Annotated in this window: 15 protein-coding genes; 7 read left to right on the top strand and 8 right to left on the bottom strand. The window is 39.9% G+C overall.

All coding sequences use genetic code 11. The features are described from left to right. Positions 1 to 6: 6 nt before the first annotated feature. The gene (locus tag CLV99_RS20830; protein WP_133586444.1) at positions 7 to 228 is read left to right on the top strand and encodes a hypothetical protein; all 222 of its coding nucleotides are present in this window, start codon (positions 7 to 9) and stop codon (positions 226 to 228) included. Between the two features lie 31 nt (positions 229 to 259). Here the strand turns inward: CLV99_RS20830 and CLV99_RS20835 are convergent, their stop codons facing one another. After that, positions 260 to 724, bottom strand: a complete 465-nt coding sequence (locus CLV99_RS20835) for an OsmC family protein (RefSeq protein WP_211348595.1) — start codon at positions 722 to 724, stop codon at positions 260 to 262. A gap of 44 nt (positions 725 to 768) precedes the next feature. Then, entirely contained in the window at positions 769 to 1644 is an 876-nt protein-coding gene (locus CLV99_RS20840) for a helix-turn-helix transcriptional regulator (protein WP_133586445.1), read from the bottom strand. Positions 1645 to 1808: 164 nt separating this feature from the next. On the opposite strand from CLV99_RS20840, the gene CLV99_RS20845 reads away from it, so the two are divergent. Together CLV99_RS20845 and CLV99_RS20850 are read left to right on the top strand one after the other, a co-directional pair. Next, positions 1809 to 2234: a GNAT family N-acetyltransferase gene (locus tag CLV99_RS20845; RefSeq protein WP_133586446.1), complete on the top strand. Its 426-nt coding sequence runs from the start codon at positions 1809 to 1811 to the stop codon at positions 2232 to 2234. Between the two features lie 121 nt (positions 2235 to 2355). Next, positions 2356 to 2802, top strand: a complete 447-nt coding sequence (locus CLV99_RS20850) for a GNAT family N-acetyltransferase (RefSeq protein ID WP_133586447.1) — start codon at positions 2356 to 2358, stop codon at positions 2800 to 2802. 35 nt (positions 2803 to 2837) lie between these two features. Here CLV99_RS20850 and CLV99_RS20855 read toward each other — a convergent pair whose 3' ends face one another. The 4 genes from CLV99_RS20855 to CLV99_RS20870 all read right to left on the bottom strand — a co-directional run bounded on the left by CLV99_RS20855 (position 2838) and on the right by CLV99_RS20870 (position 7058). After that, complete coding sequence (locus CLV99_RS20855) at positions 2838 to 3260, bottom strand: GNAT family N-acetyltransferase (protein WP_133586448.1); 423 nt, start codon at positions 3258 to 3260, stop codon at positions 2838 to 2840. Positions 3261 to 3322: 62 nt separating this feature from the next. Then, positions 3323 to 4525: a sodium/glutamate symporter gene (gltS, locus tag CLV99_RS20860; RefSeq protein WP_133586449.1), complete on the bottom strand. Its 1203-nt coding sequence runs from the start codon at positions 4523 to 4525 to the stop codon at positions 3323 to 3325. Positions 4526 to 4642: 117 nt separating this feature from the next. Then, a complete protein-coding gene (feoB, locus tag CLV99_RS20865) occupies positions 4643 to 6823 on the bottom strand; it encodes a ferrous iron transport protein B (RefSeq protein WP_211348596.1) in 2181 nt (726 codons plus the stop codon). Beyond that, the gene (locus CLV99_RS20870) at positions 6810 to 7058 is read right to left on the bottom strand and encodes a FeoA family protein (protein WP_133586451.1); all 249 of its coding nucleotides are present in this window, start codon (positions 7056 to 7058) and stop codon (positions 6810 to 6812) included. The genes feoB and CLV99_RS20870 overlap by 14 nt, the downstream gene beginning before the upstream one ends. A gap of 398 nt (positions 7059 to 7456) precedes the next feature. Here CLV99_RS20870 and CLV99_RS20875 point away from each other — a divergent pair, with 398 nt between their 5' ends. Beyond that, entirely contained in the window at positions 7457 to 8104 is a 648-nt protein-coding gene (locus CLV99_RS20875) for a carbonic anhydrase (protein ID WP_133586452.1), read from the top strand. Between the two features lie 277 nt (positions 8105 to 8381). On the opposite strand, the gene xpt is transcribed toward CLV99_RS20875, so the two are convergent. Beyond that, complete coding sequence (gene xpt, locus CLV99_RS20880; RefSeq protein ID WP_133586453.1) at positions 8382 to 8951, bottom strand: xanthine phosphoribosyltransferase; 570 nt, start codon at positions 8949 to 8951, stop codon at positions 8382 to 8384. A gap of 216 nt (positions 8952 to 9167) precedes the next feature. Here xpt and CLV99_RS20885 point away from each other — a divergent pair, with 216 nt between their 5' ends. From CLV99_RS20885 to CLV99_RS20895, 3 genes are all read left to right on the top strand, one after another. Further along, the gene (locus CLV99_RS20885; protein ID WP_133586454.1) at positions 9168 to 10202 is read left to right on the top strand and encodes a tyrosine-protein phosphatase; all 1035 of its coding nucleotides are present in this window, start codon (positions 9168 to 9170) and stop codon (positions 10200 to 10202) included. A gap of 273 nt (positions 10203 to 10475) precedes the next feature. Beyond that, positions 10476 to 13589, top strand: a complete 3114-nt coding sequence (locus CLV99_RS20890; protein ID WP_133586455.1) for a DUF6493 family protein — start codon at positions 10476 to 10478, stop codon at positions 13587 to 13589. Between the two features lie 4 nt (positions 13590 to 13593). Next, positions 13594 to 14928, top strand: a complete 1335-nt coding sequence (locus CLV99_RS20895) for an SWIM zinc finger family protein (protein WP_211348597.1) — start codon at positions 13594 to 13596, stop codon at positions 14926 to 14928. 57 nt (positions 14929 to 14985) lie between these two features. Here CLV99_RS20895 and CLV99_RS20900 read toward each other — a convergent pair whose 3' ends face one another. Beyond that, entirely contained in the window at positions 14986 to 15633 is a 648-nt protein-coding gene (locus tag CLV99_RS20900; RefSeq protein WP_133586456.1) for a YiiX/YebB-like N1pC/P60 family cysteine hydrolase, read from the bottom strand. Positions 15634 to 15874: the final 241 nt, after the last annotated feature.

A 15874-nucleotide genomic window follows, 5' to 3' on the forward strand; every position in this document is an offset into this window, starting at 1 on the left:
ATGACTATGAAAAGAGAACAGATACAAAAATGGGTGGAACAAGGCTATCAAATTCTAAAAGATGGCGAACCTCAAGGAATAGAGGGAACGCTATTGGATAATGTAGATTCCCTCAACGAGAAAGAACCACAAGTTTTTCTCTTGGCGGACCTGTTGCAATGGCCGGACGAAGAATTGGACAAATTACAGGGATTTAGTGACGATCAGATTCAGGCTATGGACAGCTAGCATCGGATTTTGGATCGCCTTGAAACAAAAATTAGGATAGACTGCAGGTTGCATGGTGTGTGACCGGAAAATTACAGGAATTGGCTATAAAACATAATTTGTTGGCTTTGCTGTGTAATGATAGTGCCAATTCTATTTTGGAGGGGTCTGATATGACGACTATCGGGTTTAACATCACTTTAGTGAATCGACCACTTCCATCAGGTTCGGTTTCTAGTGTAGCCTCAGCCTGATCTGTATAGGAGTGTACCTCGATATTATGTTGTCCGCATATGTATAGGTAGGACATCATATGGCACGAAACTAAGCTGCTCAATAAGAGATCTTCGGGATTGTATAGTGTAGGGTCACCTTTGAAAGCCTTGGCTGCAGACACCATCAAGTCTGGTTTGTCCGTTATACTAATCCGATGAGTTTTATTGTATATCTTTTTTGTTAGCGGTTGGGCATTGTTGAGCCAACTTAACGTGACTTTAAAAATATGTTTGAAAATCATTTTTTAAATATTTAGGTAACTATTTAATCGTGGCCAATTCCAGCTTAGGATGCATTTCTAAACGACTTTGGAGAAATTCCCGTATGTCGCTTGAAATATCTACAGAACAAACTTGAGTCAGCGAAGTGTAATTGATTACTCAATTCTTTGATCGAAATATTGGTTGATTTGAGCAATGTTTTAGCGTGCATAAGAAGAATGTGGTCAATCCACTGCAAGACTGATTTTCCTGTTGCTTTTTTTAACAAGGTGGATAGGTACTGTGGAGTCAGATGCAGTTTGTCTGCGTAAAATTTGACGCTTCTCTGTTCGATTGCGTATTTTGAAATAAGGACGTAAAAGTCATCGATAATCTCATGGGTCCTGTTTTTTGAGCGTTCTTTACGTTCAATATGTGTGGAGTAGGCCTCAGAAATCAGACTGATGAGAGCGAAAAGAAGATGTTGTAGCAACTCTTTCTTTTTTGAACTCGGTTTCTTATGGTAACTTTTTTGCAAAAGGGAAAGCAACTCTTGCTGTAAAATTCGATCTTCATCCTTTAGCTGTATGACTGGATGCCATCTAATTTCATCATTCATTATAAACTCCCGTAAGTTGGGAAACGATGCTATGAAGTCTAGAGAAAGGCCAATCGTGATCATTTCTGCATCCTCGCTGGCCGATTGAACATCAATCATGAGTTGAGGAAGTATAACAACAATATCAGTTGGATTAATGTCATATTCTAAAAAGTGGATTCTAGTTTTCATTGTCCCTCTTATCAGAAAACTCAATAACAGACCATCGAATTGGTGCCGATGATCCTCATATTCTCGGTTTGGCTGGTTACTCTGGTCAAGAATAACCATCCCATCGATCGTTTTTGAAGGATCGATTTTATAGAGATTATAAATATTGTCTAAGGTAAAGAATAACGGCATACACAAATATCCAAAAATGTGCAGATTTATCACAATTTGCATCGACAAAAACGACTGGTATCTTTAAAAATGTATATTTATAAATCCTGGAAGATTACGATTGGAATAAATCGTTAGCGAAGAAAGATGAAGTGAAAAATAAGTAAGCTAAAATATTTAAATGTATGGAAGTACGAAGTGCAAAATTGTCGGATGGCCCGGCAATAATGAATTTAGTCGACCAATTGGGATATCCTGCTGAGCTCAACACTGTAGAGAATCGACTTTCGATATTGCTCAGTAATCGAGATATAATAGTGCTTGTGGCTACTGTTGATGAACGAGTGGTTGGTTGGATACAGGCCAATTATTCTATAAGTCTAGAAACGGATTATGGAGTTGAGATTATTGGGCTAGTTGTTGATGATAAAATCAGAGGACATGGTGTTGGGGCGGCTCTGATTAGAGAAGCAGTCGCTTGGGCACGTAAGAAAGAAGCTGGTTTTCTTAGGGTGCGTTGTAATGTCGTCCGGACAGGAAGCCACTTATTCTATCTAAAAAATGATTTTACCCTGTGCAAAGAACAAAAAGTTTTTGATAGGGTCCTATAGTCTACTGACTGATGCTTCTTTATAAAATAAATGCTGGATTAGGTGTTTTTTAAGAACTGGACCATCTAGGTGATTTGGATAAAAAATACTTTTGCGACCAACATTTAAATTATAAAAAGTAATGAGTTACAACATCAAGAAAGCGAGTTTGGAAGAACTAGATGAAACTGCCGAATTATTCAACCTTTACCGAATTTTCTATCGACAAGAGTCCGATGTAGAGAGAGGAAAGACATTTTTGAGAGAGCGATTTTTAAATAGCGAATCAGATATTTTTTTAGCGATTGTTGACGGGAAGGCAGTTGGCTTTGCTCAATTGTATAAATTATTTCACTACACGAGGCTAGAGAGACAATGGTTATTGAGTGATTTGTTTGTGCACCCCGATTATAGAGGTCAGGGATTATCTGTAGCTCTGATCGATCGGAGTAAGCAATGGTGTGAAGAAACGGGAGCCTGTGGTTTGATGCTAGAGACAGAGAAGACAAATGATATTGGCAATAGCTTGTATCCGCGTTGTGGATTTCAATATGACGGTGCGCACAATTACTATTACTGGTGGAAATAGCTGATTAAGGGATTAAGAGCCCTGCATAAGGTCTCTTAATCCTTTCCTTTTACTTTGCCCATCCCCCTTGATTGTGGCCATACTGGCTCAAAACCATATTGTTTATAAAGTAGAAAGGCATCGCCGTCTGCAATAAGGTTGATGTAACATGATGCGGGTAGTTCTTTCTCCATGAAATCCGCCAACATTTGCATTATAAGTTTTCCGAGACCTTTTTTCTGGTGTTCGGGTAGTACACAGATATCTACGACCTGACAGTGACAGCCGCCGTCGCCTACAAGTCTTCCCATACCAATAACTTCATTGTTATTCTCTTGGTCTATGACAATAACACAACAGAGTGAGTTTTTTAGACCTATAGTCGCGGCTTCTTCTGTCTTGGGAGATAGCCCAGAGGCCACCCGTAAATAACAATACCTGTCTACAGAAGGCGATTCGTATATTGATTTGTATCTCATTTGATAGGGGAAAAAGTTTAAGACTGATAGGAAAACTCTCTTTGCTCTAGTTTGCCGTAGTTTTACATGGAAAGAAGGCCTACAAACAACTTAATAAAGACATTGTTAATGATGTCAACAAAGAATGCACCTACCATCGGGACAATTAAAAACGCTTTATGAGAAGCACCGTAGCGGTGCGTTATGGCTTGCATGTTCGCAATGGCAGTAGGTGTAGCCCCTAATCCAAATCCACAATGTCCTGCACTGAGTACAATAGCATCATAATCTTTACCCATTACACGATAGGTTACAAAGATGGCGAAGAGAATCATCATCAATGTCTGCAACAGTAATACAATGACGACTTGGGTTGCTAACCCGGAAAGCTGCCATAGTTGTAGTGACATCAATGCCACAGTCAAAAATAGATATAACCCTGTATTTCCCAGGACATCAACAGCATGGTCATTGACGATGTAGGAACTTGTGTGCGCTAGAATATTTCGTATTATAACGCCAATCAATAAACTCCATACAAAGTTTGGGAGTTCCAAAGCTGATCCCTTCATCGTTTCATAAAGCAGCTGACCTACCGTCACACATATGGCAAGCATAGTGAGCGTCTCTATTACATTATGGACATTCATACGACGTTTAGACTCAGGGTTTTCAAAAGCTTCTATTGGCACTTCATCACCCTTCGGTTGAGGAGAAGGATTGATTTTGTTTTTCTTTAATAGGAAATTAGCAACAGGTCCACCGATGATGCCGCCCATAACCAATCCATAAGTTGCACAGGCCATGGCCAATTCCATAGCTCCTTCAATATGAAACGTCTTCGTCAGATTTTCGGCCCAAGCGGCGCCGGTACCATGACCGCCAGTCAGTGTGATGGAACCCGCAATTAAACCATAACTCGGGTCTAATCCCACTAATTTGGCAACAGAAACTCCGAATAAGTTTTGTAAAAAAATGAATGTTCCTGTCACGCCAATAAAAATCAATAAAGGTTTACCTCCTTTTTTTAGTTTGGCAAAATCCGCACTCAAGCCAATAGAAGAAAAAAAGATTAACATCATAGAGGTTTGAAGTGAGCTTTCAAATTGAAAGCTTAAGCCATAGAAATGATGGGCTAGATAGAGTAGGGAAGCTATCAAAAAGCCTCCTACAACAGGCTCTGGGATATTATAATCTCTAAAAAACTTTACTTTCTTAACGATGTAAAATCCTAAAAGAAGTACTAAACAGGCGAATGTGAGTGTTTCAAATATTCCAAAAACCATAAGTAGAAATTAAGTTTCGTGAAAGACGAATGGAACGTAAATGTACTAAATATTTGACATTTACCAAGCATTGAATTTCTATACCACTTAATTTCAAAGTCTTTAAAGTTTCATTTTCTATGAAAAGAGGTGCCAAATTTGCGCAACAAGAAAGCATACAATCACACCGTATAAGATTGGCAGTAGGGTTGCTACAGTCGTCCATTTGCGACTTCCTGTTTCCTTGTATATGGTATATATAGTCGTACTACAGGGGTTGTGTAATAGGCTGAACAACATTAGATTGATGCCTGTTAATGTAGTCCACCCTGCGGTATGCAATAGTGTTGCGATTTCTGCATCTCCAGCTTCAAACATGATCCCAGCACCATGTCCCATAGCGGTGTTGCCTAGAACCATTGTTGTGAGCATCATTATGGTTGGTATGACGATTTCATTTGCCGGAATAGCAACAACATAAGCTAACAGGATCACACCATTCAGACCGATGAAGATACCGATAGGATCTAAGCCTTCAATCATCCATAGTGCAATTGATTGTCCATTAACATCAATATTAGAGATCAACCATATGACAGCGCCAGCAGGTGCTGCAAATACAATAGCTCGCCAGAGAACGATAAGGGTGCGGTCCAATAATGAGGTATATACCGTTTGGAAAAAACGGGGTGGACGGTAGGGGGGAAGCTCCAGTGTAAAGAAGGAAGACTCTCCCTTCAGGAGTGTTTTGGATAGTAACCACGACGTAAAAAAGGTAAAAGCTATTCCCAGCACAGCTATGAATACAACGGCAAGCATGGAGACCGTTCCGGCCCATTCTTTAGGCACTAAAGCGCCAAGAAAAATTGATGCGATTAAGATCTGTGTAGGCCATCTCCCATTACAAAGGGAAAAGTTGTTGGTAATGATTGCGATCAATTTCTCCCTTGGACTATTGATGATGCGGGTAGCGACAACTCCCGCAGCATTACAACCAAAGCCCATACTCATGGTCAATGCTTGTTTGCCATGTGCACCAGCTTTTCGGAATAGGTTATCTAGGTTGAAAGCCACCCGGGGTAGATAACCGAAATCTTCGAGCAGCGTAAAAAGGGGGAAGAAGATGGCCATGGGGGGGAGCATGACAGCAATGACCCAAGCTGTAGCAAGATATACACCATCGATCAAAAAGCCTTCTAGCCACCAGGGGAAATGTAGCATTGAAGCGGCCGTTTTCAATATCGGGTATACCTTTTCTAATAATAAACCAGAAAGTAGCTCTGAGGGATAATTTGCACCGATGATAGTAATCCAAAGTACAAGACCTAATAATAGGAACATAATGGGGAATCCCCAGAAACGATGGGTTACAACATTATCGATTGCCCGGTCAATACGAAATGATCGAGTAGAGGAATCGGAGGATACGGTGTCACTAACCAATTTGTTAGATTTTGCATAGATGGCCTCGACGACCTTATTTCGATAATCGTCTCCGATTTTACTGCGGTATTTTTTTGCTGCCTGCACAATTTCTGCGCTATGGGGACCATCGATCAGAGGAGAAATGTCTCCACCTGTCAGTGCAGCCACGACATGCTTGTCATGTTCTATAAGTCGCATGGCTAGCCATTGCACATTAGGAAGGTCTGGATCGAGTTCTAACAATCGACTGCTGATATCTTCTACTGCTTTGCCGGTGTCTCCAGTCAATCGTACATACTGTTGTTTTTTTGTACGGAAAGTTCCTTCTGCAACCTGACGAATAGCTGCAAGTAGTTCAGTGATTCCCTCTTTTTTTCGAGCACTAGTGGCCACTACTGGGATTCCCAGATCTTTAGAAAGAGTTCGAATGTCGATATGTATACCATGACGAGAGGCTTCATCCATAAGATTGAGGCAGAGAACTGTCTTGTCCGTTATTTCTAGAATTTGTAGGGCAAGGCTTAAATTACGCTCTAGCCGGCTGGCATCGACGACGACTACCGTGACATCGGGTTTGCCAAATAAGATGAAATTCCGGGCTACTTCTTCATCTTCTGATGTAGATAGTAGTGAATAGGTGCCTGGGAGGTCGATTATTCTATAGGTTTCGTCTTGATATGCAAATTTTCCTTCTGCTCGGGTCACCGTCTTTCCGGGCCAATTGCCAGTATGTTGTTTGAGGCCTGTCAACGCGTTAAAAACGGTGCTTTTCCCTGTATTGGGATTCCCAGCCAAAGCTATGGTATAGTGTACATTCCCTGTACTTTCGCCCAACCTTTTCAGACTGGCGTTTGGGTTTAGTTCACAATTATCACATGCACTACTCATTATCATTCCCTTCTTTTATTTCAATCTGTACATAGCGTGCATCATCGTGTCTTAGACAGATCAGCGTACGATGGATTTCATAGGCTATGGGATCTCCCAAAGGACTTATGTTCTGAATGCGGATGTTAGCTTCAGCAACAAAGCCTAAATCTAGTAAACGCTGTTTCACTTCATAGGGGCAGCCCTCCTTTATGCATTTAATTTCTGCTATTTGCCCTTTATGTAATGCTGTCAAGTCCATAACACACATTAATATACAATCTTGTAAAACTATTTCTATGGACAAAGTTATTAAATAAATTAGATAAATCTAACAATTAAGTTTTTTGTGTTTGTTTTTTTATTTAGGTTGATTTGTAGCGTGCCCAAAAGTTTTTCCGTTTCTTTTATTAAGAAAACTTTCGAGGTTGGTGTTTACTGAACTCACTTTTTTAAAAAAAATATCCTGCAAGGCTATTATGTGGTTATAGGATAAAAATTGTATATTCAAGTTGCATAAACGAAGTCATATGAATGAATTCAAAAATGTCTCTACCTATTTAGTTCCTGTTACCTTTTCCTACGATCTTGGAAATAATCTCCTCTATTGTCAAAAAAAGAATATAAGTATTTTAATAGTATCACCCAAAACAATCATTTATGACAGATATCAATAACATTTTTAAGAGCAACGAAGAATGGATTAAAAAGCAACTAGCTATAGATCCGGGATACTTTGAAAAACTTGCAGCTGGGCAATCCCCAGAGATTCTGTACATCGGATGTTCCGATAGTAGGGTTTCGGCCGAGGAATTGATGGGAGTCGAGCCGGGAGAGGTTTTTGTCCATCGAAATATTGCTAATATTATTCCTAATACAGATTTGAATTCCAAATGTGTAATTGAATATGCAGTTAGTCATCTTAAAGTAAAGCATATTGTTGTCTGCGGGCATTACAATTGTGGTGGAGTTAAGTCCGCGATGGAGCATGAGCATTTAGGGATTCTTAATCCTTGGTTAGGTAACATTAGAGATGTGTACCGTATACATCATCAGCAATTGAATGCGATCGAGGATTTAGGAGAGCGGTATGACCGGCTTGTAGAACTCAATGTTGCTGAGCAATGTTTGAATCTAGTGAAGATTCCTGAGGTACAGAACGCGATACTAAGTCATCAAGTCACATTGCATGGTTGGGTGTTTGACGTGCGCACTGGTAAGTTAATTGACTTGACTCAGGACTTTGTCAAGGCACTCAATGACAATGGCTTGGATACGGTTCGGATATATCGCGTAAAACCTGAATAGTAATACTGAAAATCCATTCTTCTTCCTGTTCACTGTCTATAAAACCATTTAATCAATAAGCGACTTCTTCCGGATCATTTTGTTATAACTCGGGGAGATAGCGCTCCTTGATAGCCATAAATTCGTCGTTCCACATAAAATCTTGTTCTTGGAATTCCTGGACATAAATGGGAGCATAGGTCATGAATTCTTCCCGCATACCATACATGATATATACTTTGCATAGACGGTATAATACATCAAGATCTTTTGGAAAGAAATAGTATTTGATTTTTTGTTAATCTTCAAATTCGACCTTATTGTTACCTAAAGTCTTGACACGTGCCAGGGACTCGATAGGAATGTTTAATTCGCGCAAACGTAGATGACCTTGTTGAAATGATTTCTCAATAATAAATCCCATACCTAACACTTGTGCTCCAGCTTTCTCGACTAGTTCGTGGACACCGATAGCCGCGTTGCCATTAGCCAGAAAATCATCGATGAATACCACTCGGTCATCTGCAGTTAGGAAGTCACGACTTACACAGATATCATAGGTTTTATCTTTGGTAAAAGAATAGACAGAGGCAGTCAACATATTCTCCATCGTTTTTGGTACAGCTTTTTTAACAAAGACTACTGGAAGCTCCAAAAGATATCCCAACATGATAGCCGGTGCAATGCCACTAGCCTCGATGGTCACAATTTTATTAATAGGTAAATGACCGAATCGACGCACAAACTCTACGCCTATCGATTTCATTAATATCGGATCCATTTGGTGATTAATAAAGCTATCCACCTTTAGTATGCCTCCTTCAAAGCTCTTGCCATCCCTCAGGATACGGTCTTTCAATAATTTCATGCAAAAAAAAATAGTTGAGGACAAAGATAAAATAACATGATGATAACTAGTGCCCTTATTCTGCTTTTTATCTGGAGGGGTATGTTGGTTTTGGAGAGGATGATTTTCGATAGGTTGTAATTTAGAGAATACCGATGGTTAACTATATGAACAGAAATGCTTATCTTCAAGTTATTGTAGACTGCAGCCTCAGTGTAGTGCACGATAAAAAATGCCATGAAAAAACTAATTTGTATATTATCAATTCTTGCAGGCCTGTTAGCATGTAATCAGCAGCAGGTTGGCTATTCGGGAGAGGACTTAACAGAAAAAGTAACTATAATGAGAAATAAAGACTTGAATGAGCCTAAATTGATGCTCGATGTGGTAGGCAAGTGGAAATTATATGAAGGGAAATCCGTTGGTAGCATTGATATTTCCAAACCGATACTCCAAGGAGAAGGCAAGGGAGAGCTTGTCCTTCCGGAGAGTTCCTTATATCGGTCTTATTTTCAACTAGTGACTTCTAATGGTTCTACTATTCTTGCCGAACGTTTATTGCCCATGAAGGGAGGATATAACTTTAGAGATCTAGGAGGTATAAAAACTTCGGATGGGAAGTATATAAAATGGGGCGAAGTATTTCGTACGGGAGATTGGGCACATTTGACAGCTGACGATCTCCGGTATTTACACAGTTTGGGGTTGGTCAGTATAGTTGACTTTCGGACAGAGGAAGAGCGAATCCAAGAACCAAGTAAAGTCATCGATAGCGCTAAAGTATATAATTTTACTATAGCGCCAGGCAATTTGTCCATATCCTCTTTGTCGGAGTTGATTAGCCTGCAAAAGGAACAACTCGACACTATCATGATGGACTTGAATAGAGAGCTGCTTTCAGACCAAATGAGCATTAAACAGTATCAGGAGTTCTTCGCGTTATTGCAAAATCAAGCGTCTTTGCCTTTGGCCTTCCATTGCTCGGCTGGAAAAGACAGAACCGGAATGGCTGCAGCGCTTTTTTTGTTTGCTCTTGGAGTTGATGAAGAATCGGTCTTAAACGATTATATGCAGTCGCGAGTTTTTTTAGCGGATAAGTATAAGAAATATGTCGATCAATACCCTAATTTAGAACCACTATTGACCGTCAAACCCGAGTATTTACAGTCGGGAATTAGCTACATGAAGAAGGAGTATGGTACAGTCGAAAGTTATTTAGAAGATGTTTTAGGGGTGGATCTTGTTCGGATGAGAGAAATGTATCTTTACTAACTCAGGCAGAGCGGAAATTCTTCGCTCTTAAAATGAAGGTTTCTGTTTTTTTATCTTCTGTGCTATTTTTAATTTCCTATCTTTCCATATCAAAGGTTTGGTAGGCAGGTGTTTGATAATTGTGCTACTCGATTTGCTCATTTCTTACGGTATAGTCAGATATAGACTTTGTCGGGTGTGAAGGCCAATGGCATGACAATTGTTTGTCCAAAGTCTTACGGTTACTCCTTAATTCAATAATAAAATAGAAATTCGATTATACGTTAAGATATTATGTTTAAGCATCTAAAATACATAGACGGTACATCTGATAAATTTTGGGAAATACAGACAGAGGGGGCTACACATACGGTTACCTATGGACGTAACGGTACTTCGGGGCAAAGTAAAAGTAAAACTTTCGACTCTGAAGAAGCCTGTTTAAAAGATGCTGAAAAATTAATTGCTGAAAAGACAAAGAAGGGATATTCAGAAGATGGTAGTGTTGTTGTAGAACCTAAAGAGAAGACTGCTACAACTCGTAAACCAACAGCGAGTGCACAGCGCAAAGAGGAGGCTGTGGCAGCGATGAAAGCGCTGATTAGTGACGGTAAGGTTGGAGATATCATTCCTTTTCTAAAAGAATACGCCACAGGGAACTTGGAGGTGCTTAAAAAGGAAATTCGTTCAGCAAAACGTTATTGGGTAGATTATAGTGACCTTTCAAAAGATCCTGTTTACAGTAAGAAAGCACAGTATAACTGGGGGACTAGAGGTAACAAAGAACAACAACGTATTGTAAAATTATTGGCATTAGCGACTTTTTCTGGTTCGGATGTAGGTAGTTGGGACTTTTTTCATGAGCTTCTAGAGCAGGCCAAGAGTTCTGATGTGAGTCAGATACTTGATTATGCTAGACCTGACTGGTTAGGCGCGTATTTGTTGCAAGCGGTAAAACGTAACGAGTGGCAGCGGATTAGTTATCAGAGTCTTCGTCATTTGGAGAGCCTAGGGTATGTCGTATTCGAACCAGAACTCTATGCAAGTGCTATCACCGGTTTTAACTATCATGAGTCTCATAAACTTTTTAAGATATTGACAGAGGATGAGCTGACTATCAGACGGGATATTCCCTTGGTTTTTGAGTTTGAGTCAGGCATTCATGGTATATACTGGGACTATAACTATCAAAATACGGTCAATGAATTGACCTGGGACAAAGTCTTCATGACGTTATTGGATACCGGTAAGATTGACCGTGATTTAGTAATTACAGGCGCTTTAGAAGCACAGACCAAAAATTGGAACAACAATCTAAAGAGTTATTTTAGAAAGCTTATCGATCGACTTCAATTAGCCGAAGGAGAGGTGATGACTTATCAGCAGAAGTTCTTCCCTTTACTACATGCCGAACACAGTGCAGTTATTAATTTTACAGTCGACTACCTCAAACCTTTTTTTACCCATGTCGATTTCCAGATGACTGATTTTTTGGATTGGGCCGAAGGTATTTTTATGCGGAATGATGTCAAAGCTAGTCTTAAAACACTTTTGATTCAATTTGATAGACTGCTCAAGCAATATCCAGAGTTGCAGGAACGGTTTGTTCTACTTGCTGCGGATTTATTTATGATACCGGATTTGGCCTTACAGGAGAGAACCGCTAAGTTTATCTTAAAAAATCAAAAAGAACCTACGGATGATCTTGCTGCCAAGTTGCAAGCCTATAGACCTCAGATGATGGGAGCAACAGCTACCGATCTACAGCCTTTACTGCAGGGAGAAACCTTCTCTGAAGAAGAGATATTAGCTGTACTGACCGGACAGGAGAATGAAAAGTACGAATTTGAACCAGCGCCGGTCAACTGTTTGACCGAAATCTTTGCCTATCCACAGACCTGGAATGATATTTTCTTTAAGATAGGAGAGGTGATTGGAGGTACAGATCCCATAGAAATAGAAGTTTTGATGAACGCCTGGGTACAATACACACCTACTTTTCCAGCAGATTACAAAAGACAGCTCGAGCCCTATATCAAACAGTTGAGCAGTATCTATAGAGAGTCGGCCTGTTTCGACCACTTCTCGAGTGTATTCCTGAACATGTATTATAAACCTAAAACTGTTTATCATAACAAAGATCGCAATGCCAATTATTCGAAATGGATTGGCCTTATGGGAAGTCAGATGGAACAGTTGCAGCGGCATCTTATAGCAGGTGTGGAGTTACCTTTGTTGAGCTTGCCTACCCATAAACCTTTTTGGATTGCTCCAGTGGTATTGGTCCAGCGTATTTTGGCCTATCAGCAAGCTGGGGTAGATATTGATTTATTGGATTTGTCTATAGCGCTGAGCCGTACCGTGCGCGAAGAGATGGCGGAGGTCAAAGATTTGATACAACAGGTAAAAGAACCCCAGGTACAGGAAGTCTTGAACTATGCCTTAGGCTTTGAGAAAGAAATCAAAATCCAACAACGATCATGGTTAAAGAATTTGATCTCGTCGAAGGATTCGGCCGAACTTCTTTGGCTTGGTGTTTGGGCTACGGTAGCACGTACGCATTATCCTGATCAGTATTTTGAGGAGTTTGAGCAGGAGCCTTTAAAAGATATTCCATTTGCAGCCAAGCCTTTTCGCCCGGTGTTGACCATAGAGCCGACTTATTATAATGGATACAATTATGTGACTAAAAAATCCGAACAGGTGTACAATGGTGATGAGCTGAGTTATATGCTTCCGACCTTCAAACAGGGCGTAGATACATTCTTATATCATAAAGATATCTATAGCCGAGGTAAAAACTCATTTGCCGCTTACTACCTCAATAAAATGGATATTCCATATTTGCATAGTTTGATGCCCCAGAATACAGAAAGTCTTTCCATGTTCCTCACCTTGGGCTTTAATAGTAAAAGTGATATCGGAGGGAAAGCTCCTGCTGTCTACTTAAAGCAGATGTTATATGCCTTTTTTAAGTTAGATGAGCAGTCAAATCTGTATTTAGCAAGCTCTATGTTCAATAAGGAGAAAGAAGTACGTGTTATGGCTGTAGAAGTACTATTGGCTACTATCAACGAGAATAGATTGGATACAGCAATAGTAGGTAAACAGTTAGGAGCTTTATTAAGTCACGGTTATGGGCCGATAGGTCGTTTCGTAGAGGGACTTGAGCAGTGTCGGGATATCTCTTCCAAGCATAATTCTGCGCTCTTAAAACTTTTGGATGCAACTTTGATGAACTATACCCTAGCGGAAAAGATGCCGACAAATTTTAAGAAAATCATTGAGTATTACTATGATTTGATGACCAAAGAACAGTATAATACCCCTGCTGAGTTAAATAACGTGCTAGAACAACTTGAAGCGTATAAGAGTTTACAGCCTATTTTAAAGAAGATAAAAAAATAACATTATGGCCGAACAGGATTTAGCAATCAGTTACGCACGAAATTCCCAGTTGACCCAACAGTCGGGTATACAACAACTCGTATTGGCGCACCAGTCTGAGCTAGTTGAGGTAGCTAGCGTACCTTGTTTCTTTTGGGGCAGTCTGACTGATCCCTTATTGACATCCAAATGTCTGTTGACCTTATCAAAAGTGGTCCGTTCAAGTTTTGGACCGATTCCACCTAGTCTAAGGGATCCAATAGTATCAGCTGGTACTAACCAGATTCGATTTGAGGGATTCTCATCCTGTAATGGAGTGTATGCCCGATTAGATTTGTTGGAAGATGCAATCGATGGTGAGTTTATTGCGAGTGGTACGACCAATGTGGATTTCAATGAACCTATGCTCAACGCTTTAAATGCCGTAAAGAAAACGGAAAAGATGGTGCTAGGAGTGGGAAGTCAAGAAGTAGCAATCAGTACCGACAAGGCCAAGGTTACTGAAAAGAAAGTAACCCTACCTCCGCGTTGGATCAAAGGACTAACTTCAGTCCAATTGTATTTGGCTGGTATGGAGATGCAGTTCGAACTGAATAAGATACAGTTAATCCAATTGTTCCAAGGAATACCCAAAGGTAATGCCAAAGGAGAATTTTACCTTACTAAACGTGCCAATAGGTTTATCTTTTCACCGATTAGTACAAGTGATGCCGTTCGTGTTGGCGGTATACAGCGATTACGCCTATTAGAAGGGCTTCTAACATACGCTGACAAACTATTTGTTTATCAGGAAAAGGAGGGTGAAAGTGCTGCATTTGTAGCCGATTTTGGTAAAATGAGACTTACATTGGCTTTGTCTCCTGATAATTATCGTGGGTTTTCGGGAGAGGGGAATGTGCTAGAAAATATGATTAAAGCTGTACCTGACGAGTGGATACATGCGGTCAATGGATTGCTCAAATCTAATGAGTTATTCGACCCGACCATGTTGTCTATTGAACATGACGTAGACTTCGATACAATGGATACGTTGTCTGCTTCACTATCATCAATAGGTTTACTGGGCTACGATTTACATAGCCATCAACATTACTATAGGCGACTTCCCTTTAAGATGGAACGTATTTTGGCGTTAAACCCGAGATTAAAAAATGCAAAGAAACTGGTGGCTACTGAAGGTGTTCAATTCATTAAAAATGCAGCCGAATATATTGAAGCACGCGTAGATGGATCAGGGGTGCAGCATACGGTTATTATTCAACAGGATAGACATCAATGTACCTGCAATTGGTTTACAAATCACCAGGGCAAAAGAGGCTTATGCAAGCATATATTGGCTGTCAAGATGCTGAATGGTTAGAACTATTTTTCATTGACGGTCGCATTTTACGACCGTCAGCGAAAAATATATAAGGCGTTATTTTGTAGTCTGCAGCGTGCCGACACGATGTATGTTCGGGTTGGCAGCTAGGCCATTTGGATTACATCCTAATTCACCTTCAGGTACTTCTAGTCCTTGCTTAGCATAAAACTTTACCCAAAATTCATCTAACTCACCTGTCACAGGATTCTTAAAGGTCATGGGCTCCAATTTAAACAATCCTATTGGTCGAAAAGCCCGTTCTACAAAATCAGAGCAATAGTAAGAACTGTCATTTAATTTATAACTCCAGTTATAAGGCTTTCCAAGCATCTCATGTGCTATTTCCATAGCTCTAGGAATTGCGTGGCTATGGATGCTATCGATTCGATATACCACATATTGTTGGCCTTTACCATATTTTGTTAGATTATCTAAAGACTCCTTTACAGACCCTTTGTTTCCAATAGAATGTAGAAGATAGGGAACACCTTCTATAACTTCTATGAGTCCGATATGGGAAAAAGAAATACTATCCTTGAGTTGAGTTACTCGGTTTATTGCTCCCGATAGATTCTGAGCTTGTGCTCCGAAGAATAAAAAATCTCCATTCGCAATCGATACTCCCTTATACTCCACATTACTTTGTGCGTGGAGCAGTAGCATATTGCCTAATAGTATGAGTAGAATTGTTGCTTTTTTCATGATAGTTGCGAAGATATAGAATTAAGTGTAGAATATTTTCAAAGTTGCCCTTAGAAACACTGATTATTCATTTATTTACAATACATGAAACAGACAACCCTGAAGCTATCAGTTGAGAGGAGATAGATATGTTTTTGTAAGATTGCGCTGTTATTACCGATATCGCTTACGTAGGATAGAGTGGACGGATATCGATGAGTTTTATGAAGTAACGAGCTTATCCTTCGATGAGAGACGATTG

The sequence above is a fragment of the Sphingobacterium yanglingense genome (genome assembly GCF_004363245.1).
Lineage (GTDB): Bacteria > Bacteroidota > Bacteroidia > Sphingobacteriales > Sphingobacteriaceae > Sphingobacterium > Sphingobacterium yanglingense.

Coding starts and splice junctions, on each gene's coding strand:
- CLV99_RS20830 (WP_133586444.1), top strand. CDS start 7: ATGAAAAGAGAACAGATACAAAAATGGGTGGAACAAGGCTATCAAATT.
- CLV99_RS20835 (WP_211348595.1), bottom strand. CDS start 724: ATGATTTTCAAACATATTTTTAAAGTCACGTTAAGTTGGCTCAACAAT.
- CLV99_RS20840 (WP_133586445.1), bottom strand. CDS start 1,644: ATGCCGTTATTCTTTACCTTAGACAATATTTATAATCTCTATAAAATC.
- CLV99_RS20845 (WP_133586446.1), top strand. CDS start 1,809: ATGGAAGTACGAAGTGCAAAATTGTCGGATGGCCCGGCAATAATGAAT.
- CLV99_RS20850 (WP_133586447.1), top strand. CDS start 2,356: ATGAGTTACAACATCAAGAAAGCGAGTTTGGAAGAACTAGATGAAACT.
- CLV99_RS20855 (WP_133586448.1), bottom strand. CDS start 3,260: ATGAGATACAAATCAATATACGAATCGCCTTCTGTAGACAGGTATTGT.
- gltS (WP_133586449.1), bottom strand. CDS start 4,525: ATGGTTTTTGGAATATTTGAAACACTCACATTCGCCTGTTTAGTACTT.
- feoB (WP_211348596.1), bottom strand. CDS start 6,823: ATGATAATGAGTAGTGCATGTGATAATTGTGAACTAAACCCAAACGCC.
- CLV99_RS20870 (WP_133586451.1), bottom strand. CDS start 7,058: ATGGACTTGACAGCATTACATAAAGGGCAAATAGCAGAAATTAAATGC.
- CLV99_RS20875 (WP_133586452.1), top strand. CDS start 7,457: ATGACAGATATCAATAACATTTTTAAGAGCAACGAAGAATGGATTAAA.
- xpt (WP_133586453.1), bottom strand. CDS start 8,951: ATGAAATTATTGAAAGACCGTATCCTGAGGGATGGCAAGAGCTTTGAA.
- CLV99_RS20885 (WP_133586454.1), top strand. CDS start 9,168: ATGAAAAAACTAATTTGTATATTATCAATTCTTGCAGGCCTGTTAGCA.
- CLV99_RS20890 (WP_133586455.1), top strand. CDS start 10,476: ATGTTTAAGCATCTAAAATACATAGACGGTACATCTGATAAATTTTGG.
- CLV99_RS20895 (WP_211348597.1), top strand. CDS start 13,594: ATGGCCGAACAGGATTTAGCAATCAGTTACGCACGAAATTCCCAGTTG.
- CLV99_RS20900 (WP_133586456.1), bottom strand. CDS start 15,633: ATGAAAAAAGCAACAATTCTACTCATACTATTAGGCAATATGCTACTG.